The organism is Enterobacter cloacae complex sp. 372C4, from assembly GCF_050030615.1.
GTDB classification, from domain to species: domain Bacteria; phylum Pseudomonadota; class Gammaproteobacteria; order Enterobacterales; family Enterobacteriaceae; genus Enterobacter; species Enterobacter intestinihominis.
This window is the reverse complement of sequence record NZ_JBLGUQ010000001.1, coordinates 931,979-953,930: the sequence shown is the minus strand read 5'-3', so window position 1 is coordinate 953,930 and position 21,952 is coordinate 931,979. Positions and strand designations below refer to the sequence as shown.

19 protein-coding genes are annotated in these 21,952 nt (G+C 54.9%); 11 read left to right on the top strand and 8 right to left on the bottom strand.

Going from position 1 to position 21,952, the window contains the following annotated elements; translation table 11 throughout:
• Positions 1-57 precede the first annotated feature (57 nt).
• The 3 genes from ACQG11_RS04490 to ACQG11_RS04480 all read left to right on the top strand — a co-directional run bounded on the left by ACQG11_RS04490 (position 58) and on the right by ACQG11_RS04480 (position 3,196).
• The gene (locus ACQG11_RS04490; protein ID WP_038416634.1) at positions 58-924 is read left to right on the top strand and encodes a LysR family transcriptional regulator; all 867 of its coding nucleotides are present in this window, start codon (positions 58-60) and stop codon (positions 922-924) included.
• A gap of 92 nt (positions 925-1,016) precedes the next feature.
• Entirely contained in the window at positions 1,017-2,195 is a 1,179-nt protein-coding gene (locus ACQG11_RS04485; RefSeq protein ID WP_032626064.1) for an acetyl-CoA C-acetyltransferase, read from the top strand.
• A 317-nt stretch (positions 2,196-2,512) separates the two neighbouring features.
• Positions 2,513-3,196, top strand: coding sequence for an oligogalacturonate-specific porin KdgM family protein (locus ACQG11_RS04480; protein WP_022649255.1), 684 nt, complete (start codon positions 2,513-2,515; stop codon positions 3,194-3,196).
• A gap of 359 nt (positions 3,197-3,555) precedes the next feature.
• On the opposite strand, the gene ACQG11_RS04475 is transcribed toward ACQG11_RS04480, so the two are convergent.
• Positions 3,556-4,731, bottom strand: a complete 1,176-nt coding sequence (locus tag ACQG11_RS04475) for an oligogalacturonate lyase family protein (RefSeq protein ID WP_023298524.1) — start codon at positions 4,729-4,731, stop codon at positions 3,556-3,558.
• A 300-nt stretch (positions 4,732-5,031) separates the two neighbouring features.
• Between ACQG11_RS04475 and kduI the strand changes: the two genes are divergently transcribed.
• The 3 genes from kduI to araE all read left to right on the top strand — a co-directional run bounded on the left by kduI (position 5,032) and on the right by araE (position 8,421).
• Positions 5,032-5,868: a 5-dehydro-4-deoxy-D-glucuronate isomerase gene (gene kduI, locus ACQG11_RS04470; RefSeq protein WP_017382863.1), complete on the top strand. Its 837-nt coding sequence runs from the start codon at positions 5,032-5,034 to the stop codon at positions 5,866-5,868.
• Between the two features lie 63 nt (positions 5,869-5,931).
• A complete protein-coding gene (gene kduD, locus ACQG11_RS04465; RefSeq protein ID WP_003862835.1) occupies positions 5,932-6,693 on the top strand; it encodes a 2-dehydro-3-deoxy-D-gluconate 5-dehydrogenase KduD in 762 nt (253 codons plus the stop codon).
• Positions 6,694-7,005: 312 nt separating this feature from the next.
• Positions 7,006-8,421, top strand: coding sequence for an arabinose-proton symporter AraE (gene araE, locus ACQG11_RS04460; protein WP_022649253.1), 1,416 nt, complete (start codon positions 7,006-7,008; stop codon positions 8,419-8,421).
• A 70-nt stretch (positions 8,422-8,491) separates the two neighbouring features.
• Here the strand turns inward: araE and ACQG11_RS04455 are convergent, their stop codons facing one another.
• From ACQG11_RS04455 to ACQG11_RS04440, 4 genes are read right to left on the bottom strand one after another with little or no spacing between them, the layout of a single operon-like run.
• Positions 8,492-9,778, bottom strand: a complete 1,287-nt coding sequence (locus ACQG11_RS04455; RefSeq protein ID WP_023298522.1) for an ABC transporter substrate-binding protein — start codon at positions 9,776-9,778, stop codon at positions 8,492-8,494.
• A gap of 13 nt (positions 9,779-9,791) precedes the next feature.
• Positions 9,792-10,919 carry an ABC transporter ATP-binding protein gene (locus tag ACQG11_RS04450; RefSeq protein WP_023306863.1) on the bottom strand — a complete coding sequence of 376 codons (1,128 nt, stop codon included), beginning with the start codon at positions 10,917-10,919 and terminating at the stop codon, positions 9,792-9,794.
• A gap of 12 nt (positions 10,920-10,931) precedes the next feature.
• Positions 10,932-11,834 carry a carbohydrate ABC transporter permease gene (locus ACQG11_RS04445; RefSeq protein ID WP_426728206.1) on the bottom strand — a complete coding sequence of 301 codons (903 nt, stop codon included), beginning with the start codon at positions 11,832-11,834 and terminating at the stop codon, positions 10,932-10,934.
• Positions 11,827-12,717 (bottom strand): carbohydrate ABC transporter permease, encoded by an 891-nt coding sequence (locus ACQG11_RS04440; RefSeq protein WP_003862825.1) that lies wholly within the window; start codon positions 12,715-12,717, stop codon positions 11,827-11,829. Before ACQG11_RS04440 ends, ACQG11_RS04445 begins: the two co-directional genes overlap by 8 nt.
• Positions 12,718-13,259: 542 nt before the next feature.
• On the opposite strand from ACQG11_RS04440, the gene wzz(fepE) reads away from it, so the two are divergent.
• Entirely contained in the window at positions 13,260-14,396 is a 1,137-nt protein-coding gene (wzz(fepE), locus tag ACQG11_RS04435) for an LPS O-antigen length regulator Wzz(fepE) (protein WP_023298520.1), read from the top strand.
• 33 nt (positions 14,397-14,429) lie between these two features.
• Here wzz(fepE) and ACQG11_RS04430 read toward each other — a convergent pair whose 3' ends face one another.
• Entirely contained in the window at positions 14,430-14,753 is a 324-nt protein-coding gene (locus tag ACQG11_RS04430) for a cupin domain-containing protein (protein ID WP_045620839.1), read from the bottom strand.
• 135 nt (positions 14,754-14,888) lie between these two features.
• On the opposite strand from ACQG11_RS04430, the gene ACQG11_RS04425 reads away from it, so the two are divergent.
• On the top strand, positions 14,889-15,581 hold the full coding sequence (locus ACQG11_RS04425) for an aspartate/glutamate racemase (RefSeq protein ID WP_426728205.1): 693 nt from the start codon (positions 14,889-14,891) through the stop codon (positions 15,579-15,581).
• On the opposite strand, the gene ACQG11_RS04420 is transcribed toward ACQG11_RS04425, so the two are convergent.
• On the bottom strand, positions 15,576-16,502 hold the full coding sequence (locus tag ACQG11_RS04420) for a LysR family transcriptional regulator (protein WP_022649247.1): 927 nt from the start codon (positions 16,500-16,502) through the stop codon (positions 15,576-15,578). The two genes, ACQG11_RS04425 and ACQG11_RS04420, sit on opposite strands and share 6 nt — an antisense overlap.
• 120 nt (positions 16,503-16,622) lie before the next feature.
• Here ACQG11_RS04420 and lysA point away from each other — a divergent pair, with 120 nt between their 5' ends.
• Positions 16,623-17,885 (top strand): diaminopimelate decarboxylase, encoded by a 1,263-nt coding sequence (gene lysA / locus ACQG11_RS04415; protein WP_017692727.1) that lies wholly within the window; start codon positions 16,623-16,625, stop codon positions 17,883-17,885.
• Here lysA and ACQG11_RS04410 read toward each other — a convergent pair.
• Entirely contained in the window at positions 17,855-18,892 is a 1,038-nt protein-coding gene (locus tag ACQG11_RS04410; protein ID WP_022649245.1) for a LacI family DNA-binding transcriptional regulator, read from the bottom strand. The genes lysA and ACQG11_RS04410 overlap by 31 nt on opposite strands.
• A gap of 299 nt (positions 18,893-19,191) precedes the next feature.
• On the opposite strand from ACQG11_RS04410, the gene ACQG11_RS04405 reads away from it, so the two are divergent.
• Both ACQG11_RS04405 and ACQG11_RS04400 read left to right on the top strand, forming a co-directional pair.
• Positions 19,192-20,517 (top strand): PTS sugar transporter subunit IIC, encoded by a 1,326-nt coding sequence (locus ACQG11_RS04405; protein WP_006811828.1) that lies wholly within the window; start codon positions 19,192-19,194, stop codon positions 20,515-20,517.
• 7 nt (positions 20,518-20,524) lie between these two features.
• Positions 20,525-21,952, top strand: a complete 1,428-nt coding sequence (locus ACQG11_RS04400) for a glycoside hydrolase family 1 protein (protein WP_048965690.1) — start codon at positions 20,525-20,527, stop codon at positions 21,950-21,952.

The following is a 21,952-nucleotide window of genomic DNA, read 5'->3' as shown; positions in this document are numbered from 1 at the left end:
TCTTATCGCTTAAGGTGATATATAAAAGATAGTATCCATCGATAAAGTAGATACATCATGCGTTACTCTCCCGAAGCACTGACCGCGTTTGTTGAAACTGTCGCCGCAGGTTCGTTTTCAGCTGCGGCACGACGGCTGCGTAAAAGCCAGTCCACCATCAGCACCTCCATCGCCAACCTTGAAGCTGACCTTGGCTTTGAGCTGTTTGATCGCTCGGCGCGTCACCCGGTGTTAACCGCCCAGGGTGAACAGGTGCTGGGCTATGTCCAGTCAATCCTCGCCGCCAGCGCGCGCCTTGATGAGCTGGCCGTATCCTTAACGGCGCAAACGGAGGCGCGTTTTACCTTTGTTCTCTCCGATACGCTTAACCCGGCCGTGCTGGAAGAGATGATGAGCCAGTTCGACCAGCGTTTTCCGCACACCGAATTTGAGTGCCTGATTGGGGAAGAGGAGGACGTGATCGATCTGCTGCAAAAGGAGCGGGCGCAAATTGGCCTGACGGAAGCACGCGACAGCTACCCGACCGATATTGGCGCGACCCGCCTGCCTATGCAGACGCGGATGGCTATTTACGTTTCTGCCGGACATCCTCTGGCAGGGCAACATGAGACGCAGGCGGACGAGCTGCATGGCTGGCGCGAGCTGCGGCTGAGTACCTATCTTGAACGGGAAGCGCCCCTTGCGCGCGGGCCGGTCTGGTCTGCGCCGAACTACCTGCTGCTGCTGAGCATGGCGGTACAGGGCTTTGGCTGGTGCGCGTTACCCTGCGCGCTGGTCGACGAATTTGCCGCATCGAAATCGCTGGTGCAGCTGAACGTGCCGGGCTGGCCGAGGTCGATTGCCATCGATCTGGTATGGAACAAAAGAACCCCGCCCGGCGTCGCCGGAAGCTGGCTGCGCCAGTACTTGCAGGACGCACGATAATCCTGTGACTAAACTCACTAATTTTAAACATTTGCGTCAATTGTTGATAACAATCCTCTACTATCGTCATGTCATTTTGCACAGAGGTCGTGATGAAAGATGTCGTTATAGTGGGTGCGTTACGTACGGCTATCGGCTGTTTTCAGGGAGCGCTTGCGCGTCACTCTGCGGTTGATCTCGGCAGCGTGGTGGTAAGAGCGCTGGTGGAACGCAGCGGGGTTGCCGCACATGAAATTGATGAGGTGATCCTCGGCCAGGTGCTGACCGCTGGCGCGGGACAAAACCCTGCGCGCCAGGCGGCGCTGAAGGGCGGCCTGCCTAATACCGTTTCGGCGATTACCATCAACGACGTCTGTGGTTCAGGTTTGAAAGCGCTCCACCTTGCGACGCAGGCCATCCAGTGCGGTGAAGCGGACGTGGTCATTGCCGGCGGGCAGGAGAATATGAGCCGCGCCCCGCATGTCCTGACCGACAGCCGGACCGGCGCGCAGCTCGGGAACAGTCAGCTGCTTGACAGCCTGGTTCATGACGGGCTGTGGGACGCCTTCAACGACTACCATATGGGCGTAACGGCGGAAAACCTGGCGCGGGAATACGGCATCAGCCGCGAGCTTCAGGATGCGTATGCGCTTAGCTCGCAGCAAAAAGCACGCGCGGCGATCGACTCCGGCCGTTTTCGCGATGAAATTGTCCCGGTCAGTACCCTGCGCCAGAACGGCGAAGCGCTCATCGTTGATACCGACGAGCAGCCGCGCACCGATGCCAGCGCAGAAGGGCTGGCAAAACTCGATCCGGCCTTCGAAACGCTCGGTTCTGTAACGGCAGGTAACGCATCATCCATTAACGACGGTGCGGCGGCGGTGATGATGATGAGTGAAAGCAAAGCCCAGGAGCTGGCGCTGCCGGTACTGGCGCGCATCAAAGCGTTTGCCAGCGTGGGTGTTGATCCTGCGTTAATGGGGATCGCCCCGGTCTATGCCACGCGCCGCTGTCTTGAGCGGGCGGGCTGGCAGCTGAACGATGTAGATCTGATTGAAGTCAATGAAGCCTTTGCTGCACAGGCGATCTCGGTCGGGAAAATGCTGGAATGGGATCCGCTGCGGGTCAACGTCAACGGCGGTGCGATCGCGCTCGGTCATCCTATTGGCGCTTCCGGCTGCCGCATTCTGGTGTCGCTAGTCCACGAAATGAAAAAGCGTAACGCCCGAAAAGGGATCGCAACGCTCTGCATTGGCGGAGGGCAGGGGGTAGCCCTGGCTATCGAACGGTAATTTCCCCCTCTGCGCACAGAAAGCCTCCCTCGGGAGGTTTTTTTATGTCCGCAGAATCCTTTTTTAACACTTCTGCGTTCTTTCTTAAGCCCACAATAATTATTGCGCGGTGAATTATTCGCTTTGTGAAGTTCTTAGTGTGATCTCACGCCTGGAATTTATGCGTTATACGCCTTTTTTGTTGATGAGGTTCACGTCGATCTTTGCCAAAAAAAATGAAACAAATAATTTCGATCCTTGTCACTAAAATAACGGTACATAAAAAATAAACTCAAGTTTCATAAAAACGAAACGTTATTTTAATTGAGGGTTTTTTCATGTTTAAGAAATCTCTGCTCCTTGCTTCCCTTATTAGTGCCTCTTTTGCGGTTAGCGCCGTTACCGTCGATCTGCGTCACGAATATATTGACAGCGGCTCGAATGCCGACCGTGTTGCCGTCTCGCACCGCTTTGATAATGGCTTCGGTTTTTCAGTCGAGGCGAAGTGGAAATCAGGCGGGGACAAGGCAGATCAGCCATTCGCGGATGTGGTGGGGAACGGTCACGAAGATCAGATTAGCTGGCGCTGGAAAGCGACAGACAATATCGCCCTGACGCCTGCGTTTACGATTGAAAGCACAGACAGTCGTACCATTTATAAACCGAATCTGCATGTGCAATATAGTTTCGATAATGGCTTCTACGTGGCCGCGCGTTACCGTTATGAATATACCCGCTACCCGTCAAGCTCAAATAAGGACGATGATAAAGTTAACCGTGGTGATGCGTGGGTCGGTTGGGTATTAGGTGACTGGCGTACCGAGCTGAACTATGTTTACGCGAAAAGCTCTGAAGGCGTGGCCCGAAATAACAATAAAGATTATTCCAATGAATATAACGCCAAGCTGGCCTACAAATGGGATAAAAACTGGGCACCGTATGTTGAGGTGGGCAACGTGGGGGTTAAAGACACTGACGAACGCCAGACCCGTTTCCGTTTAGGCGTGGCGTACTCCTTCTGATAATCCAGCTTCTTCGCTAAAAACCGCCGGGTGGCGCTTCGCTTACCCGGCCTACACTTTCCTTCCACTCCGTCGTTTCGTATGCCGGGTGGCCCTGCGCTTACCCGGCCTACACTTTCCTTCCACTCCGTCGTTTCGTATGCCGGGTGGCCCTGCGCTTACCCGGCCTACACTTTCCTTCTACTCCGTCGTTTCGTATGCCGGATGACGATGCGCTTACCCGGCATACACTTTCTCTCCAATCAGTCGTTTCGTAGGCCGGGTAAGCGTTAGCGCCACCCGGCAAAAAGCGCCGCAATCACCCAAAAAAAAGCCCTCCGAATCGGAGGGCAAGGCCAGTTACAGAAACACTAACTCATTCAGGCATGCAACATTTCAGGTTGCTCGGGGAGTTTCGCGATATAGAGGGCCGGTTTGCCGTCTTTATCGGAACTGTACAGCACCGCTTTTTCGTCCGGCGTGAAGGACGGATGCGGGTGGGTTACCTGGCGGCTGTTCGCCACCGTAGCCCAGGAAGTGTCATGACGGGCAATGCGGTAATAGGCTTTCTTCGCCACGTCAAAGGCATACAGATAAGGATCGTTATCAATGGTGTAGCCGCCGGTGTCTTTCACATCGACAGGCGTGCCGGAACCGTCGCCAACCAGCATGGTGCCGTCAACATTGCTCATCAGGTGCGAACAGGCGGGCATGTTCATTACCGCTTCATTCACGCCGGTGTCCGGATTGAAGCGGGAGATGGTGCGCCCTTGCTGACCTTTCAGGTAAGAGACGTAGATCAGCGCGGACCCGTCCGGCACCCAAAATTCATGCGTGCAGCTTTCCCCTTCCGCGTGCGTTTTCACTTTCCGCACGTTGCTGCCATCTTCGTTGACCAGCCACATGCGGGCGTCAACCAGGTCGTGTGGCCCTTCATGACAGAAGGCCACGGTATTGTCATCGAACGGGCGATAAATCGGATGTCCCAGCCAGATCTTCTCGTCATGGATGGTGGTGCTTTCACCCGTTTTTAGATCAACGCGCAGCAGGCGGCAGTGCGGCCCTTTGTGGAAGAAGTCGTGGAAAATTTTCCAGTCGTTGAGTGGCGTCCAGTCACGTCTGGCAATCTCAATACCTACCAGTTTGGTGCAGTCGCTGTTCGCGACCCAGGTGCCGTAGCCAACCCACTCTTCCGGGACGCGGTACACTTCGCGCTCTGCCAGCGTCTGTAAATCCACCTCAAGCAGGGTGCGATCGTTCTTCACATAGTAGAGGGATTGATCGTCCGGAGAGAGGAACCCGCCAAAGGTGTTATCGCCCGCGCCTTCGGTCAGTTGCACCGCTTCGGCGTTTTTCAGATCCAGCAGGTAATAGTTCCAGTGACCGTCGAACTCCCCGGCGAACAGCAGGTGGCTGCCATCGTTAAAGAAGCACTTCTGGTAAAAGTAGTTGCGATGACAGGTTACTTCCGGTGGGGTCAGGCGGGTAACTTCCACGCCTGTATCCGGATCGCGGCTGACCTCGTAGTTCAGCTTGACCCGCATACCTTTAGCCATAATGCACTCCTTTGAACGCGTAATATAGGTTGAAAACTAGGTGTTAAATTATCAAAACATCGTTTCATTGTGTGTGACTGACAGCGCAAATTCTCAGTTTCTTTAGCCAGATTGAGGGACTTAAAGATTTATCGTGATCGAAACACCATTTCTGGCATAAATATACAGAAAAAATGAAACGTTGTTTTAAATGTAATTGAAAACCCCATGTACAGGGGATAATATGTGTTCATCACGAAAACGGAACATTGTTTCGTTATTCATCTTTGCCTTCGGGCACGATCAATTCTGGAGGTTTACGTGGACGTCAGACAAAGCATCCACAGTGCGCACGCAAAAACGCTGGATACTCAGGGGCTGCGCAGTGAGTTTTTAGTTGAGCAAGTGTTCGAAGCCGACAAGTACACCATGGTCTACAGCCATATTGACCGCATTATTGTGGGCGGGATTATGCCGGTGGCGAAAACCGTCTCCGTGGGCGGTGAAGTGGGCAAACAGCTGGGCGTGAGCTACTTCCTCGAACGCCGTGAACTGGGCGTGATTAACATTGGCGGGCCGGGCACCATAACCGTCGATGGCCAGTGCTACGAAATTGGTCACCGTGACGCGCTGTACGTCGGAAAAGGCGCGAAAGAAGTGGTGTTCGCCAGCATCGATGGCAGCAAACCGGCGAAGTTCTACTACAACTGCGCCCCGGCTCATACGACTTACCCAACCAAAAAAGTCACGCCAGCGGACGTTGCCCCGGTGACCCTTGGTGACAACCTCACCAGCAACCGCCGCACCATCAATAAATACTTCGTACCGGATGTGCTGGAAACTTGCCAGCTCAGCATGGGGCTGACCGAGCTTGCGCCGGGCAACCTGTGGAACACCATGCCGTGCCATACCCACGAGCGCCGCATGGAAGTCTATTTCTACTTCAACATGGATGAAGATGCCTGCGTGTTCCACATGATGGGACAGCCGCAGGAAACTCGCCATATCGTGATGCACAACGAGCAGGCGGTCATTTCGCCAAGCTGGTCCATCCACTCTGGCGTGGGAACGAAAGCTTATACCTTTATCTGGGGTATGGTCGGTGAAAACCAGGTCTTCGATGACATGGACCACGTCGCTGTTAAGGATCTGCGCTAGTCGCAGGCAGTTAAGCATACATCTGCCTGTTGGTGACAGGCGCTGAACGATTAAGGAACAAACATGATTCTGGATGCATTTTCTCTGCAGGGTAAAGTGGCTGTGGTTTCCGGGTGTGACACCGGGCTGGGGCAGGGTATGGCGTTAGGTCTGGCGGAAGCGGGCTGTGATATCGTCGGGATTAACATCGTAGAGCCAACGGAAACCATCGAGCGCGTCACCGCGCTGGGCCGTCGTTTCCTGAGCCTGACTGCGGACCTGCGCAAAATCGATGCGATCCCTGAACTGCTGGATCGCGCGGTGGCGGAGTTCGGGCATATCGATATTCTGGTCAACAATGCGGGCCTGATTCGCCGTGAAGATGCGATTAACTTCAGCGAAACGGACTGGGACGACGTGATGAACCTGAACATCAAGAGCGTGTTTTTTATGTCCCAGGCGGCTGCGAAGCACTTCATCGCGCAGGGGAAAGGCGGGAAGATCATCAATATTGCCTCCATGCTCTCTTTCCAGGGCGGCATCCGCGTACCGTCTTACACCGCATCGAAGAGCGCCGTGATGGGCGTGACCCGTCTGCTGGCGAACGAGTGGGCGCAGCACAATATCAACGTCAACGCGATTGCGCCGGGCTACATGGCCACCAACAATACCCAGCAGCTGCGTGCTGATGAAGAGCGCAGCGCGGCAATTCTGGAACGTATTCCAGCGGGTCGCTGGGGTCTGCCGAGCGATCTGATGGGCCCGGTTGTGTTCCTGGCTTCTCCGGCTTCGGATTACATTAACGGCTATACCGTCGCCGTTGACGGCGGCTGGCTGGCACGTTAATTCAGCCTTAATAAAGAACCTCTGCCCTCGGGTGGAGGTTTTTTTTGCGCCAAAATTGGCTTTATCCATATCCTTAAAGATGAAAAATCCATACTAAAAAGGAATAAATGACGGGTATCACACATTTATTGCTTAAATATTAACTAATTAATAAAAAATAAGGTTAAACCACCCTGATTTGAAATTGTAATGTCCATCACAGAACGGTATGTCGTAGCGAAATAATCCATATCTTCACCAGTTCCGACCTGACACTTTCTTCCGGTATCTCGTAATTTCACTTAACGAATTTCGCTGTTGAGGCAGGAAACTATGACATCTATAAATGACTCTACCCTTATGCCCGCTGCGCTGCGCGATACCCGACGCATGAACCAGTTTGTTTCTGTTGCGGCCGCCGTAGCCGGTCTACTGTTTGGTCTGGATATCGGCGTTATCGCTGGCGCACTGCCCTTTATTACCGACCACTTTACGTTAAGCAACCGCCTGCAAGAGTGGGTGGTGAGCAGCATGATGCTGGGCGCGGCCATCGGCGCGTTGTTTAACGGCTGGCTGTCGTTCCGTCTCGGGCGCAAATACAGCCTGATGGTTGGGGCGATCCTGTTCGTCGCAGGCTCCATTGGCTCCGCGTTTGCGACAAACATAGAAGTGCTGCTGCTTTCACGCGTGCTGCTTGGCGTAGCGGTGGGTATCGCGTCCTACACCGCGCCGCTTTATCTCTCTGAAATGGCAAGTGAGAACGTGCGAGGGAAGATGATCAGTATGTATCAGCTGATGGTGACGCTCGGTATCGTGCTGGCGTTTCTGTCGGATACGTACTTCAGCTACAGCGGCAACTGGCGGGCAATGCTTGGCGTGCTGGCGCTGCCTGCGCTGGTGCTGATTGTGTTAGTCATTTTCCTGCCGAACAGCCCGCGCTGGCTGGCGCAAAAAGGGCGTCACGTGGAGGCGGAAGAGGTGCTGCGCATGTTGCGCGACACGTCTGAAAAAGCGCGTGAAGAGCTGAACGAAATCCGCGAAAGCCTGAAGCTGAAGCAGGGCGGCTGGTCCCTGTTTAAGGCGAACCGCAACGTGCGCCGCGCGGTGTTCCTCGGCATGCTGTTACAGGCGATGCAGCAGTTTACGGGGATGAACATCATTATGTATTACGCCCCGCGCATTTTTAAAATGGCCGGTTTTACCACCACCGAACAGCAGATGATCGCTACGCTGGTGGTGGGGCTGACCTTTATGTTCGCCACCTTTATCGCGGTGTTCACCGTTGATAAGGCCGGACGTAAACCCGCCCTGAAAATTGGCTTTAGCGTGATGGCGCTCGGCACCTTAATCCTTGGCTACTGCCTGATGCAGTTCGATAACGGCACGGCGTCAAGCGGCCTCTCCTGGCTCTCCGTGGGCATGACCATGATGTGTATCGCCGGTTACGCGATGAGCGCCGCGCCGGTGGTGTGGATCCTGTGCTCTGAAATACAGCCGCTGAAATGCCGCGACTTTGGTATCACCTGTTCCACCACCACCAACTGGGTGTCGAACATGATCATTGGCGCGACCTTCCTGACGCTGCTGGATGCGATTGGCGCGGCAGGCACCTTCTGGCTCTATACGGTGCTGAACGTGGCGTTTATCGGTGTGACCTTCTGGCTGATCCCCGAAACCAAGGGCGTGACCCTGGAGCATATTGAACGCAAGCTGATGAGAGGGGAGAAATTACGTAATATCGGCGTGTAATGTAATTGCCCGGTGGTGCTTCGCTTACCGGGCCTACGATACCGTGTAGGCCGGGTAAGCGGCTTAGTGTTTACCGCATCGCACGTCTCAAAATACGCTCCGCCTGACGCTGGAAGTCAGCGGCCGTCTCTTCCACGGTTTTCTGCCCGTAGTCGATATACTGCAAAGAAGTACCGAACTGCGCCACAATCTGTGGGTCGTCAAAGTATGGCGAGACGGTGAGTTTCGCCGGCAGCGACTGCGCCAGACGCAGGCCTGCCACGGAAGGATCGTCCTCTTTAATGGTGCCGTCTTCAGTCAGATACTGCACCGCTACTTTGCTCAGCGGTACGCCACGCTCAAGACCCAGCGTATCGACCCCTTCTTTGCTGTTGAGCAGGAAATTAATCAACTTCGCCGCCGCTTCCGGGTTTTTGGTCGACTTACCAATCGACAGCATTTGCGCCGGTTTGAAGAACAGGCCCGCGTCGGTGGCGCCCGGCAGCATTGGGTAGCTGCCCAGCTCCAGTTTCGCCGGTGGCTTCAGGTTGTCGGAATATTTGTTGATGGTGGAGTTCCACATATAGGTGCCGCCCCATTCTCCCTGGATCCACGGCTTCATCTCATACATGTTGCTCTTACCAAACGAGGCATAGTATTTGGTGTCCGGCATGACGTGGCTGTCGATCAGCTTTTTGTAGGTCTGGAAGAACTCCACCCACTGTTCCTTTGTGTAGCTGAACTTTTTGGTTTTCTCATCCACCGCAGGAATGTTGTACTTCTGGATCATGTACGAATTCAGCAGCGCCAGCGTATCCTGGTGCTCGAGGATCACCGGGTAGTATTGCTTACCGAGCTTGCTCTCGAAGGTTTTACCGGCCGCCATCAGCTCGTCCCAGGTTTTCGGGTACGCAATACCCGCTTTTTTCCAGGTTTCGTCATTGAAGTAGAACACCCGCGCCGTCACCGAGATCGGAATGCCGTTCAGCTTGCCATCCACGGTGGTGGTTTGCAGCTCTTTGGGATCGAACTGCGACAGGTCGATCACCTCCTTCAACTTGTTCAGATCGTAGAAGCCGTCACCGGTTTTGGAGAAGATCGGCAGCCAGTTCCAGTTCGTCTGCATTACGTCTGGCTCGGTTCCACCCGCAATCTGGGTGGTCAGACGGGAGAGGTGACCGTCCCAGCCGGTGTATTCCGCTTTCACGTTGATGTCCGGGTTCTGCTTATGGAACTCCTCCAGCGCTTTCAGGGTGACCTGGTGACGGCCGTTGCCGCCCCACCAGGACATCCGTAAATCCACATTCTGCGCCATCGATGGCAAAGCGGTAAGGCCCAGGGTCGCGGAGATAGCTGCGCTTAAAAGCACTTTTTTCATTTTTATCACTCCATCAGAGAGAGAGGTTCTGTTCAGTTTTTGCGTCAAAAATATGACACTTATTCATATCAAACGTGAAATACACCTTACGATGAAGTCCCTTATCAATCATTGGTTTAGCTTCATCGGACGGGATTCTTGCGGTCAGTTCGTAGTCCGCGACCTTCAGGTACACAAAGAATTCGTGGCCCATGTTCTCAACGCGCACCATCTCCCCGCTACAGCCGCCGTTCGGGAAGGGCTCATCAGAGAGCGACACAAATTCCGGACGCACGCCGAAGAAGATCTCCTGACCAGCGTAAGCGGCGACTTTCTCCTGCTTCTCCGCGTTCAGCGGCATGCTTTCATCACCAATGGCGATGTGCAGCTGTCCCGCTTTTTCGACCAGCACGCTTTTGCGTATATTCATCTCCGGCGCGCCGATAAAGCCCGCCACGAACATGTTCTTCGGCTTGTGGTAGAGATTGTCCGGCGTATCCACCTGCATGATATGGCCGAGCTTCATCACGCAGATGCGGTCGCCCATGGTCATCGCTTCGGTCTGGTCGTGGGTCACGTAAACGGTGGTGGCCGGTTTTCCGGATTTCTTCAGCTGCTTATGCAGGTCGGAAATACGGATACGCATCGAGGCGCGCAGTTTGGCGTCGAGGTTTGAAAGCGGCTCATCGAACAGGAACACATCCGGTTTTTTCACAATCGCACGGCCTACCGCCACGCGCTGCGCCTGGCCGCCGGAAAGCTGGCGCGGCAGGCGGTCGAGCAGCTCTTCAAGCTCAAGAATTTTGGCGGCTTCATTCACCTGGGACTCAATCTGATCTTTCGGCAGCTTGCTCAACTTGAGGCCAAAGGCCAGATTCTCGCGCACCGTCATGTGTGGATAGAGGGCGTAGTTCTGGAACACCATCGCAATCCCGCGCTCTTTCGGCGCGAGGTTGTTCACGATCTTGTCGCCGATACGTACCTCGCCGCCGCTGATGGTTTCCAGTCCCGCCAGCATGCGCAGAGTAGTGGATTTGGCGCAGCCGGATGGGCCGACGATTACCATGAATTCCCCTTCGGCGATTTTAAGATCGATAGCGTGTACCGCTTTAAAACCGTTGGAGTAGACCTTTTCCAGCTTGTTGAAAATAACTTCAGCCATGGTATTTCCCTCTTAACCTTTAATTCCGCTGCTGGTGACGCCCTGTACGAAGTAGCGCTGTGCCAGGAAGAAGACAATGATGGATGGCAGAATGGAGATGCTCGCCATTGCCAGAATTTCGTTCCACGGCGCCCCTTCGGTGACGTCGATGGACATTTTCAGCGCCAGTGCAATCGGGTATTTATCCACGCTGTAGACATAAATCAGCGGCCCGATAAAGTCGTTCATGGACCACATGAACTGGAACAGGGCGACGGAGATAATGGCCGGTTTAAGGATCGGCACAACCACGTACCACAGCACCTGAAGGGAGTTACAGCCGTCAATCTGCGCCGCCTCTTCCATGTCACGCGGGACGCCGCGCAGGAACTGGATCAGCATGAAGACGAAGAACCCCTGGGTGGCGAAGGCCAGCGGCAGGTACAGCGGCATATAGCTGTTGAGCATGCCCATTTCACGGAACATCAGGTACTGCGGGATCAGCAGCACGGTGCTGGGCAGCAGCATGGTGGTGATGAGCGTGGCGAACCAGAACTTCTTCCACGGGATCTCGAAGCGGGCAAAGCCGTACGCCACGATGGTGGAGGAGATAATGGTCAGGATCACTTTCGGGATCACATACTTAAAGGTGTTCAGCATGTAGTGGCCGAAGTTGTACTCGGTGCCGGTTTTCCAGCCGTTGATGAAGCCGTCCCAGGTGGCATGGGCAGGCCACAGGCTCAGGGTGGTGAAGATCTCGTGGTTCGGTTTGAACGACGCGGAGAACATCCACACCAGCGGGTAAAGCATCAGCAGGCCGACAGACAGCAGGATCGCATAGCGAACGGTGGCATTGATTTTCTCTCTGCGCAGCGTGCGGGCTACTTCGCGTTCGGCGATGCTTCTTGCCGTGGAGAGTTGTTGAATATCAGCCATTTTTGCCTCCTTTATCGGCGGAGTAGAACACCCAGTATTTCGACGACTTAAAGGCGATACCGGCGAAGACGGCCACCACTAGGAACAGGATCCACGCCAGCGCCGCGCCATAACCCATATCGAAATACTTAAACGCGGTGTCGTAGATGTAGAGCGAGAACAGGTAGGTCGAATAGGTCGGCCCGCCGCCGGTGATCACGTACGGCCCGGTAAATTCCTGGAACGCCTGCGTGGTCTGCATGATGAAGTTGAAGAAGATCACCGGCGTAATCAGCGGCACGGTCACCTTCATGAACATCTGCCATTTCGATGCGCCATCGATCATCGCCGCTTCATACTGGGACTGCGGTACGTTTTGCAGCGCGGCCAGGAAGATGACCATCGCGGAACCGAACTGCCAGACGCGCAGCAGGGTAACGGACATTAGCGCCAGTGACGGTTCACCCAGCCAGTTCACCGGGTCAAAACCAAATACGCCGATAAAGCTGTTCAGCAGGCCATCGATCGCAAATAAGGCGCGCCACAATACGGCAATGGCGACGGAACTGCCGAGGATCGACGGAATATAGTAGGCAGTACGGAAAAATCCGATGCCGCGTAATTTAAAGTTCAGGACAAAGGCAATCCCTAATGCGAAGGCGAGCTTTAACGGAATGGTTAAAAATACGTATGCAAAGGTCACGCCCATTGATTTCCAGAAGAGCGTGTCTTCGGTAAACATGTAGCGATAGTTTTCGATGCCGTTAAACACCGGCGGGCTCATCAAATCGTAATCCGTAAAGCTGAGGAAAAATGATGAGACGAAGGGGAATGCCGTAAAGAGTATCAACCCGATGATGTAGGGTGATATCCATGCGAGCCCCAGCAGCTTGTTTTCATTCATACATACCTACCTGGCGATCAATGGTTTAAAACGGAATCTGCTTTGTTACATCTTCCCAGGCAGCATCGCGCGGCATGAGAGCTGAATTTTAGGGTGCAATATCTGGCGTCGGCTAAATATAAAATTGTTTATTAACGCATTTTTGCCTTCCTCTTTGCGCTAAATGCGTTGGGTTTCAAAAGAGCTGAACCGCCGTTCTTGGATACTAAAACATCGTTTTATTTTATATTATTGCGATTTATTTCTGCGTCATTCGCTTAATGATGGAAATGTGATCAGCGTCGAAACGCTGTTTCAATATAGTGAGGGAGGTGGCATTTTTGCCTTTTCACGGACGTTCGTCGGGACTGCGAGGAGGCGATACGAAGCACAAGTGGAAACGGGAAAAACAATAGTCACGCAGCGTGGCTAACTACCAGATCTGATAGCAGGTCTACAGATGTACCAATTCGGCATTCAGATAATTCTTACATTCTTGTATGATTTCTCAAACCGGAACCAGTCAGGCAGAATTTCACTGCATCCTTAAAAGAAGAACAGTTATGTCAGCAATGGATTTCAAACAACATACGGATCTCAACTTTCCTCACTATGCTCCCCCGGCGGTCAGCGCTAAAGAAATAGATCTCCTGGGTCTGCTGGACGTCCTGCTGGCAGCAAAAAAACGCATCATTACCATTGTGTTTGCATTTGCACTGGTCGGCCTGGCAATCGCCTTCCTGATACCGCAAAAATGGACCAGTAAAGCGGTCATTACGCCAGCGGAACAGACGCAGTGGAGTTCGCTGCGCCAGATGATGGTGACGCTGCAGGTGCTTGATGTGGACGTTAAAGTTACCCGTGCGGATGTATTTAATCTGTTTATCAAAAAGTTTCAGTCTCAGTCCCTGCTTGAAGAGTACATGAAGAGCTCTCCTTACGTGATGGCTCAGCTCGATGGCGCCGAGGTTGACCCGCTGGAGCTGCACCGCGCGGTGGTCAATATCGCCGAAAAGATGAAGGCTATTGATAACACCCAGGAAAAAAATGCTGATAAAGCACCGTATCTCTCCTGGACGTTAAGCTTCACTGCCCCAACGGCAGAGGACGCGCAGAAAGTGTTGAATGGTTACATTCAGTACATTTCCCGCATCGTCGAGCAGGAGACCATGCAAAACATCCGCGATCAGCTGATCCTGAGAACCAAAACGGTTCAGCAGCAGCTGGAGCTGGATCGGGTTCGACTGACCAATATCCACAATACCAACCTGCAACGCCTTAACTACTCGCTGGAAGTGGCGAACGCGGCAGGGATCAAAAAGCCGGTTTACAGTAACGGACAGGCGGTGAAAGACGATCCGGATTACTCCGTCGCGCTCGGCGCGGACGGGATTGCGCAGAAATTGCAGATTGAAAAAAATCTGAAGGATGTTTCTGAGCTGAACGCTGATTTCCAGAACCGCGAATACTATCTGGCGCAGCTGCAAAAACTTTCCTTCGAAGACGTGAGCCTGGAGCCGTTCAAATACCAGCTCTCTCCTTCTATGCCGGTGAAAAAAGATGGCCCGGGCAAAGCACTGATCGTGCTGCTGGCGGGTATTCTGGGTGGGCTGTTCGCCTGTGGCAGCGTGCTGCTGCGCGAAGCAATGCGCTCCCGCAACCCGCTGCCGGAACAACTTCCTGAGCCGGTTACGGAATAACATGAAAAAAGGCGCTCTGATGAGCGCCTTTTTTTATTTCAGGAAATCCTCGCGTACCGGCGTAAAGGTATCCAGCAAGGTGCCGGGTTTGAGGCAAACGCAGCCGTGCATCACGTGCGGCTTTTTATAGAGAGTGTCGCCCGCCGTCACCACATGCTTTTCCTCGCCAATGGTGAACTCAAATTCCCCCGAGAGAACGTAGGTGAGCTGCTCATGCGGGTGGTTATGCAGCGGGCCAATCGCACCTTGCTCGAAATTCACTTCCACTGCCATCATCCTGCCGTCGTGCGCCAGAATACGACGCGTCACGCCGTTGCCCAAATCGTCAAGCGTGGTCTCTTTATGGAAAATAAACATATTTTCGCCCTGTTATGTAATGAAACATTGTTTCATTTAACTTATCTCAGCCGCAGCGAAAAGAAAACGTTTAGCCAAATAACTGGAAAGGCGATCACAAGTTTGCTTCACTGGGTGAAACGTACAGGAGGAAAGATGAAAACGATCGGTCTGTTAGGGGGCATGAGCTGGGAATCAACGATCCCGTACTACCGCCTGATTAATGAAGGCGTCAAACAGCGTCTGGGCGGTCTGCATTCGGCCAGCCTGCTGCTGCACAGCGTGGATTTCCATGAAATAGAAGCCTGCCAGTCGAGCGGGGAGTGGGACAAAGCCGGGCAAATGCTGGCGGACGCCGCACTTGGCCTGGAGCGTGCGGGCGCGCAGGGTATTCTGCTGTGTACCAACACCATGCATAAGGTGGCGTCGCATATTGAAGACCGCTGTTCGCTGCCGTTCTTACATATCGCGGGTGCCACCGGGCGTGCCATACGTGCCGCCGGCATGACGCGCGTGGCGCTGCTGGGGACGCGCTACACCATGGAGCAGGATTTTTACCGCGGGCGGCTGAGTAGCCAGTTCGGGATCGCAAGCCTGATCCCGGAGGAGGCAGACCGGGCGCGCATTAACCAGATTATTTTTGATGAACTGTGCCTCGGCACCTTCAGCGAAGCTTCGCGCGCCTGGTACGTCAGCGTGATTGAGAAACTGGCGCAGCAGGGGGCGGAAGGAGTCATCTTCGGCTGTACCGAAATTGGCCTGCTGGTGCCGGCAGACCAAAGCCCGATACCGGTCTTTGATACCGCCGCCATCCATGCCGCGGATGCGGTGGAGTTTATGCTGTCATAAAGGTTTTTGCAGGTCAGGTAAGCGAAGCGCCACCTGACGCGCGTGCGCAATCAGGTGTTCACTAAAGGCATCAACCAGCGCTGAGGCGGGCCGGTGCAGCGGGCGGATCAGGCTTACGGTAAAGGGAACGGAAACGCTAAAACGGCGCAGAACCACGCCGCTGCTGGCGTAGTCCATAGCCGTGAGCGGGTTCACCACCGAAATACCCACGCCCGCGCGCACCATCGCGCAAATTGATGCCGCACTGTGCGTTTCCATCACCATCCGCCGCTTCACCTGATGTTCGGCAAACAGGCCATCCAGAAGCTGCCGGTAGCTGTCGGTCTGCGACAGGCTGATATAGTTCTCACCGTGAAAATCTGCCGGGGTCAGAACTGCTTTGAAAGCAAGCGGGTGGCTGGCAGGCAGCACGCAGACCTCATCCAGCGAGAGCAGCTCCGTGCGTTCCGTTCCCGCTGGCGTGACGAGGGTTTCGGTCAGACCCAGATCGTGGCGCTGGGCCGAAAGCCACTCCTCCAGCAGCGGCGACTCCTGCGGCACGATGGTCAGGCTGACCTCCGGATAGCGGGCCAGAAACGGCTGTAGCAGTACCGGCAGGAATGACTGAGAAAAGACCGGCAGGCAGACGATGGACAGCTCGCCCTGGCGAAACTCCCTCAGGCTCTCCGCCGCGCTCACGATCCTGTCCAGCCCGTACCAGGAGCGCTGAACCTCCTCAAAAAGACGTAAACCCTGCACAGTTGGATGCAGCCTGCCGCGGGTGCGTTCAAACAGCTTCAGCCCCAGCACTTTCTCAAAACGCGCCAGCTCGCGGCTGACCGTCGGCTGCGAGGTGTGCAGCATCTGCGCGGCTTCAGTGAGATTGCCGGTGGTCATCACCGCATGAAAAATCTCGATATGGCGTAGGTTAACGGCGGGCATAGGGCACCTGATGGCTGAGCGTGGTCCATATCATTTTTGCATAGACTCACGATAAAACGATATTATTTATTCTCTTCAGGCTGTGGCGTAATGATAAAAAACAGAATACCGGAGACGACCATGCCACGCCCGCTCAACCAGACCGAAACCGATTTAAACGCCGATAACCTGCTGCGCCTGCCTGCCGAATTCGGCTGTCCGGTGTGGGTCTACGATGCGCAGATTGTTCGCGAGAAAATCGCCGCGCTGCATCAGTTTGACGTGGTGCGTTTTGCGCAGAAGGCCTGCTCCAATATTCATATCCTGCGCCTGATGCGCGAGCAGGGCGTGAAGGTTGACTCCGTATCGCTGGGTGAAATCGAACGTGCGCTGGCGGCCGGGTTTGATCCAAAGGCCGATAGCGACGCGATCGTCTTCACCGCTGACCTGATAGACGACGCCACGCTGGCGCGCGTGCACGAGCTGCAAATCCCGGTGAATGCCGGTTCGGTGGATATGCTGGAACAGCTTGGGCAGGTTTCCCCGGGCCATCGCGTCTGGCTGCGCATCAACCCGGGCTTTGGTCACGGTCACAGTCAGAAAACCAACACCGGGGGCGAAAACAGCAAGCACGGGATCTGGTATGCCGATATGCCTGCGGCGCTGGAGGTTTTACAACGTTACAACCTTAAGCTGGTGGGTATTCACATGCATATCGGATCCGGCGTGGATTATGGCCATCTTGAGCAGGTCTGTGGCGCGATGGTGCGTCAGGTTATCGATTTTGGCCAAGATCTGGAGGCGATCTCCGCCGGGGGAGGGCTTTCGATCCCTTACCGCGAAGGGGAGGAGGCGATCGACACGGATCACTATTACGGCCTGTGGAGCGCCGCGCGTGACAGCATCGCCGCTCATCTGGGCCATGCGGTGAAGCTGGAGATTGAGCCGGGTCGTTTCCTGGTCGCCGAAGCTGGCGTGCTGGTGGCGCAGGTGCGGAGCGTGAAGGAGATGGGAAGCCGTCACTTTGTGCTGATTGATGCTGGCTTCAACGACCTGATGCGCCCGTCCATGTACGGCAGCTATCATCACATCACCGCGCTTGCCGCCGATGGCCGCGATCTGGTCAACGCCCCGCGCATCGAGACCGTTGTTGCCGGCCCGCTGTGTGAATCCGGTGACGTCTTTACTCAGCAGGAAGGCGGGAAAGTCGAAACCCGTTCGCTGCCAGAGGTAAAACCGGGAGATTATCTGGTGCTGCATGATACCGGTGCATACGGGGCGTCTATGTCTTCGAACTACAATAGCCGTCCGCTGCTGCCGGAAGTGCTGTTTGATAATGGCGTGGCGCGGCTGATTCGCCGTCGCCAGACCATTCAGGAATTGCTGGCGTTAGAGCTGGTCTGATTAAACCAGGGGCCTGTTGTCACCGAATCGCGTAATACCAGCGTGCCGGTGAACGGTGGGATCGCTTCAACCGGCTGGTTTTTTGCCAGCCGGATCGCCTGGTCGATCGCCGTCACGATCATGTTGTCGATCGGCAAATATACCGACGACAGGGCAGGCTCCAGCCACTTTGCGCTGGGGGCATCGTCAAAACCAAACAGCGAAATATCCTGCGGGATCTTCAGCCCGGCCTGGTGTAATGCTTTGGAGGCGCCCAGGGCCATGTCATCATTACAGGCAAACAGGGCGCTGAACGATGTCTTTTCCGCAATCAGCTCCTTGCACAGCTCGTAACCCCGCGTCATGCCTGCATCGCCGTATTTAATCCGCCGCTCATCGAGACGAATACCGTGCTTCTCCAGCGCCTTACGGTAGCCCATCAGCCGCGCTTTACCCGTTGGGGTGTGGATCGGGACGGTGATACAGGCGATCTCCCGATGGCCCTGGCTTATCAGGTAATCCACCGCTTTGAAGGCTGCGTCCTGCTGTTCAAAGAAGACGCAGCGATCCGCCGCCTGGCTCACTTCGCGGTTAATGATCACCAGCGGCGTCTGCACGCTGTTGATCAGCTTCAGGATCGTCTTTTCGCTCATGTATCGCGTGTACAGCACGATGGCGTCGCACTTGCGGTCGGCGAGCATCTGCACCGCCAGTTCTTCCTGTTCAGGGGCATCGTGACCGTCGGTAACAATCAGCTGTTTACCGTGCGTTTCGGTCTGCCGTGACGCCTGCTGTAGCAAACGACCAAAGTAAAAACCGTCGAACGTCGAGACGACCAGACCGATGCTGTTGCTGGTCTGGTTAGCCAGCGAGCGCGCGAGAAAGTTCGGACGATAGCCCAGCTCCTCCATCGCGCGAAATACCTGCTGGCGCGTGCTCTCTTTAACCTGACCTGTGCCGTTCAGCACGCGCGAAACGGTGGCCTTCGACACGCCCGCACGCAGTGAGACATCCAGCATTGTTGCCATTCGAAATTCCTGTTTCCACGTAATGGTTTGCAGTTTAACACAGACCATCCGGCGCATAAGCGACGTGGGAAGGACAAAACCCCATAACGATCACGCTTTTCAGTAACGATCCTCGCCCGCGGAATAAATGCCTGTCATTGGTATACCAAAATGGTGATAAATCATAATCTGGAATACCTCTAACGGCGTTGGGAGCTTAATCACAGAACAAATCGCCTGTGGACGCTATTTTTGGCATACCAATAGTATCCGGCTGTACACCTTATTCAATAAAAGCCCTTTTACTGAGGTATTACCCTATGGCATTTCAGGAAAAACTGATCGACGCTCTGGGCAGTTTTGCCACTACCTTCAACAGCTATCGCTATATCCAGGCGATCAAGTCTGCGTTTATTACCTTAATGCCAGTCATCATAGTGGGGGCGTTCTCGGTATTGATCTCCAATATGGTGCTGGATCCGAAAAACGGTCTGGCGAGCTTTCAGTCGCTGTCGTTTCTCGCGGCCTTAAAGCCGATCACCAGCGCGCTCAACTATGCCACGCTGAATTTTCTCAACATCGGCGCGGTGTTTTTAATCGGCATTGAGCTGGGGCGTATTAACGGCATTAAGTCCCTGTTCCCCGGCCTGCTGGCGGTGATCTGCTTTATCTGCGTGACGCCGACCACGGTGGAAATGCTGGTGGACGGTGAGATGCACGTGGTGAAAGATGTGCTGCTGCGCCAGTTCTCAGATACCCGCAGCCTGTTCCTCGGTATGTTTATCGCCATCCTGTCGGTGGAGATCTACTGCTGGCTGGAAAACCGCAAGGGGCTGAAAATCAGGATGCCGGACACGGTGCCGCCGAACGTTGCCGCGTCGTTCTCTGCGCTGATCCCGGCCATTATCACCACCACCGCCATCGCCACCTTTGGCTTCGTGTTTCATCAGGTTACCGGCATGTATCTCTACGACGCGGTTTATCAGGTGGTACAACAGCCGCTGGAGCGCGTGGTGCAAAGCCTGCCGGGGATCCTGCTGCTGATGTTTGTCGCCCAGCTGTTCTGGGTGATTGGTATTCACGGCAACCAGATGATCAAGCCGATCCGCGAGCCGCTGCTGCTGGGGGCAATCACCGTTAACATGAGCGCGTTCGAGCAGGGCAAAGAGGTGCCAAACATCATCACCATGCCGTTCTGGGACGTCTATATGAGCATCGGCGGCTCCGGCCTGACCATCGGCCTGCTGATAGCCGTCATGATTGCCACCAAACGTAAAGAGATGAAGGAGATAGCCAAGCTCTCCATCGGGCCGGGTATTTTTAATATCAATGAGCCGGTGATCTTCGGTATGCCAATCATGCTCAACCCGATCCTGGCTATCCCCTTCATCATCACGCCGCTGGTGACGGGCTCGATTGGCTACTTTGCCACCGTGACCGGATTTGCCGGGAAAGCCGTGGTGATGGTGCCCTGGACCACGCCGCCGCTGATCAACGCCTGGCTGTCAACGGCGGGCTCCATGGGGGCGGTGATCACCCAGTTTATCTGCATCGTGACCGCGGTGATTATCTATCTGCCGTTTGTGAAAATTGCTTCACGCCGCGCAGAGCAGGCCGCACTGCAACAAGCCACCGATAACGCATGAGGATACGATGAGCACAAAACAGATAGCCATACCGCAAGATTTTATTCTGGGTGCGGCGGCATCGGCCTGGCAGACCGAGGGCTGGAGCGGCAAAAAGCCGGGGCAGGATTCGTGGATCGATCTCTGGTACATGAACGATCGTCACGTCTGGCACAACGGCTATGGTCCGGCGGTGGCAACCGACTTTATCAATCGCTTCCGCGAAGATGTAGCGCTGATGAAGCAGGCGGGACTGACGCACTATCGCACCTCGATCAACTGGTCGCGCTTTTTAACCGACTATGAAAATGCGACGGTAGATGAAGAGTACGCCGCGTATTACGACGCGCTGTTCGATGAAATGCACCGTCAGGGCATTGAGCCGATGATCTGCCTGGAACACTACGAATTGCCGGGCGTGCTGCTGGAGACCTACGGCGGCTGGGCGTCAAAGCACGTCGTCGAGCTGTTCGTTCGCTATGCAGAAAAGGTATTTGAGCGCTTTCACGGCAAAGTCACCCGCTGGTTTACCTTCAACGAACCGATTGTGGTCCAGACGCGCGTCTACCTTGACGCGCTGCGCTGGCCCTATGAGCAGAGCACCAGCACCTGGATGCAGTGGAACCACCATAAGGTGCTGGCGACGGCGAAAGTGGTGAAGCTGTTTCGCGAGAAAGGGTATGACGGCACGGTGGGCTGTATTCTTAACCCGGAAGTGACCTATCCGCGCTCCCGCGCGCCGCATGACGTGCGAGCGGCAGAGATGTACGATCTGTTCTACAACCGCGTCTTTCTCGACCCGCTGGTGCACGGGCGCTATCCGCAGGCGCTCTTTACCCTGCTGGCGCAGCATCAGGTGCAGTGGGACTACACGGCTGACGAGCTGGCGCTGATTGCCGACAACACCGTCGATGAGCTGGGCATTAACCTCTATTACCCGCATCGCGTCAAAGCCCCGTCCCGCGCCTGGCACCCGGAGACGCCGTTCCATCCGGCGTACTACTACGAGCCGTTTGAGCTGCCCGGACGGCGTATGAACACCTCCCGCGGCTGGGAGATCTTTCCGCGCATTATTTACGACATGGCGATGCGGATTAAAAACGACTATCGCAACATTGACTGGTTTGTGGCGGAAAGCGGGATGGGCGTGGAGAACGAAGTGCAGTATCGCAATCGTGACGGTGTCATTGACGACACGTACCGCATCGCGTTTATCAGCGAACATCTCTACTACACGCTGCTGGCGCGGGAGGCGGGGGCAAACTGTCACGGTTATATGCTGTGGGCCTTCACCGACAATGTCTCCCCGATGAACGCGTTTAAAAACCGCTACGGGCTGATTGAGATCGACCTTGAAAATCAACGCGCACGGCGGGCAAAGAAATCAGCGTCCTGGTTCCGCCAGCTGCGCGATGAGCGTGTGCTGACGCTCAGGGTAGACGATGAATGGAAGTAA

Bases quoted from the DNA above. Each gene is read 5' to 3' on its own strand.
- ACQG11_RS04490 (WP_038416634.1), top strand. From the start codon at position 58: ATGCGTTACTCTCCCGAAGCACTGACCGCGTTTGTTGAAACTGTCGCC.
- ACQG11_RS04485 (WP_032626064.1), top strand. From the start codon at position 1,017: ATGAAAGATGTCGTTATAGTGGGTGCGTTACGTACGGCTATCGGCTGT.
- ACQG11_RS04480 (WP_022649255.1), top strand. From the start codon at position 2,513: ATGTTTAAGAAATCTCTGCTCCTTGCTTCCCTTATTAGTGCCTCTTTT.
- ACQG11_RS04475 (WP_023298524.1), bottom strand. From the start codon at position 4,731: ATGGCTAAAGGTATGCGGGTCAAGCTGAACTACGAGGTCAGCCGCGAT.
- kduD (WP_003862835.1), top strand. From the start codon at position 5,932: ATGATTCTGGATGCATTTTCTCTGCAGGGTAAAGTGGCTGTGGTTTCC.
- araE (WP_022649253.1), top strand. From the start codon at position 7,006: ATGACATCTATAAATGACTCTACCCTTATGCCCGCTGCGCTGCGCGAT.
- ACQG11_RS04455 (WP_023298522.1), bottom strand. From the start codon at position 9,778: ATGAAAAAAGTGCTTTTAAGCGCAGCTATCTCCGCGACCCTGGGCCTT.
- ACQG11_RS04450 (WP_023306863.1), bottom strand. From the start codon at position 10,919: ATGGCTGAAGTTATTTTCAACAAGCTGGAAAAGGTCTACTCCAACGGT.
- ACQG11_RS04445 (WP_426728206.1), bottom strand. From the start codon at position 11,834: ATGGCTGATATTCAACAACTCTCCACGGCAAGAAGCATCGCCGAACGC.
- ACQG11_RS04440 (WP_003862825.1), bottom strand. From the start codon at position 12,717: ATGAATGAAAACAAGCTGCTGGGGCTCGCATGGATATCACCCTACATC.
- ACQG11_RS04430 (WP_045620839.1), bottom strand. From the start codon at position 14,753: ATGTTTATTTTCCATAAAGAGACCACGCTTGACGATTTGGGCAACGGC.
- ACQG11_RS04425 (WP_426728205.1), top strand. From the start codon at position 14,889: ATGAAAACGATCGGTCTGTTAGGGGGCATGAGCTGGGAATCAACGATC.
- ACQG11_RS04420 (WP_022649247.1), bottom strand. From the start codon at position 16,502: ATGCCCGCCGTTAACCTACGCCATATCGAGATTTTTCATGCGGTGATG.
- lysA (WP_017692727.1), top strand. From the start codon at position 16,623: ATGCCACGCCCGCTCAACCAGACCGAAACCGATTTAAACGCCGATAAC.
- ACQG11_RS04410 (WP_022649245.1), bottom strand. From the start codon at position 18,892: ATGGCAACAATGCTGGATGTCTCACTGCGTGCGGGCGTGTCGAAGGCC.
- ACQG11_RS04405 (WP_006811828.1), top strand. From the start codon at position 19,192: ATGGCATTTCAGGAAAAACTGATCGACGCTCTGGGCAGTTTTGCCACT.
- ACQG11_RS04400 (WP_048965690.1), top strand. From the start codon at position 20,525: ATGAGCACAAAACAGATAGCCATACCGCAAGATTTTATTCTGGGTGCG.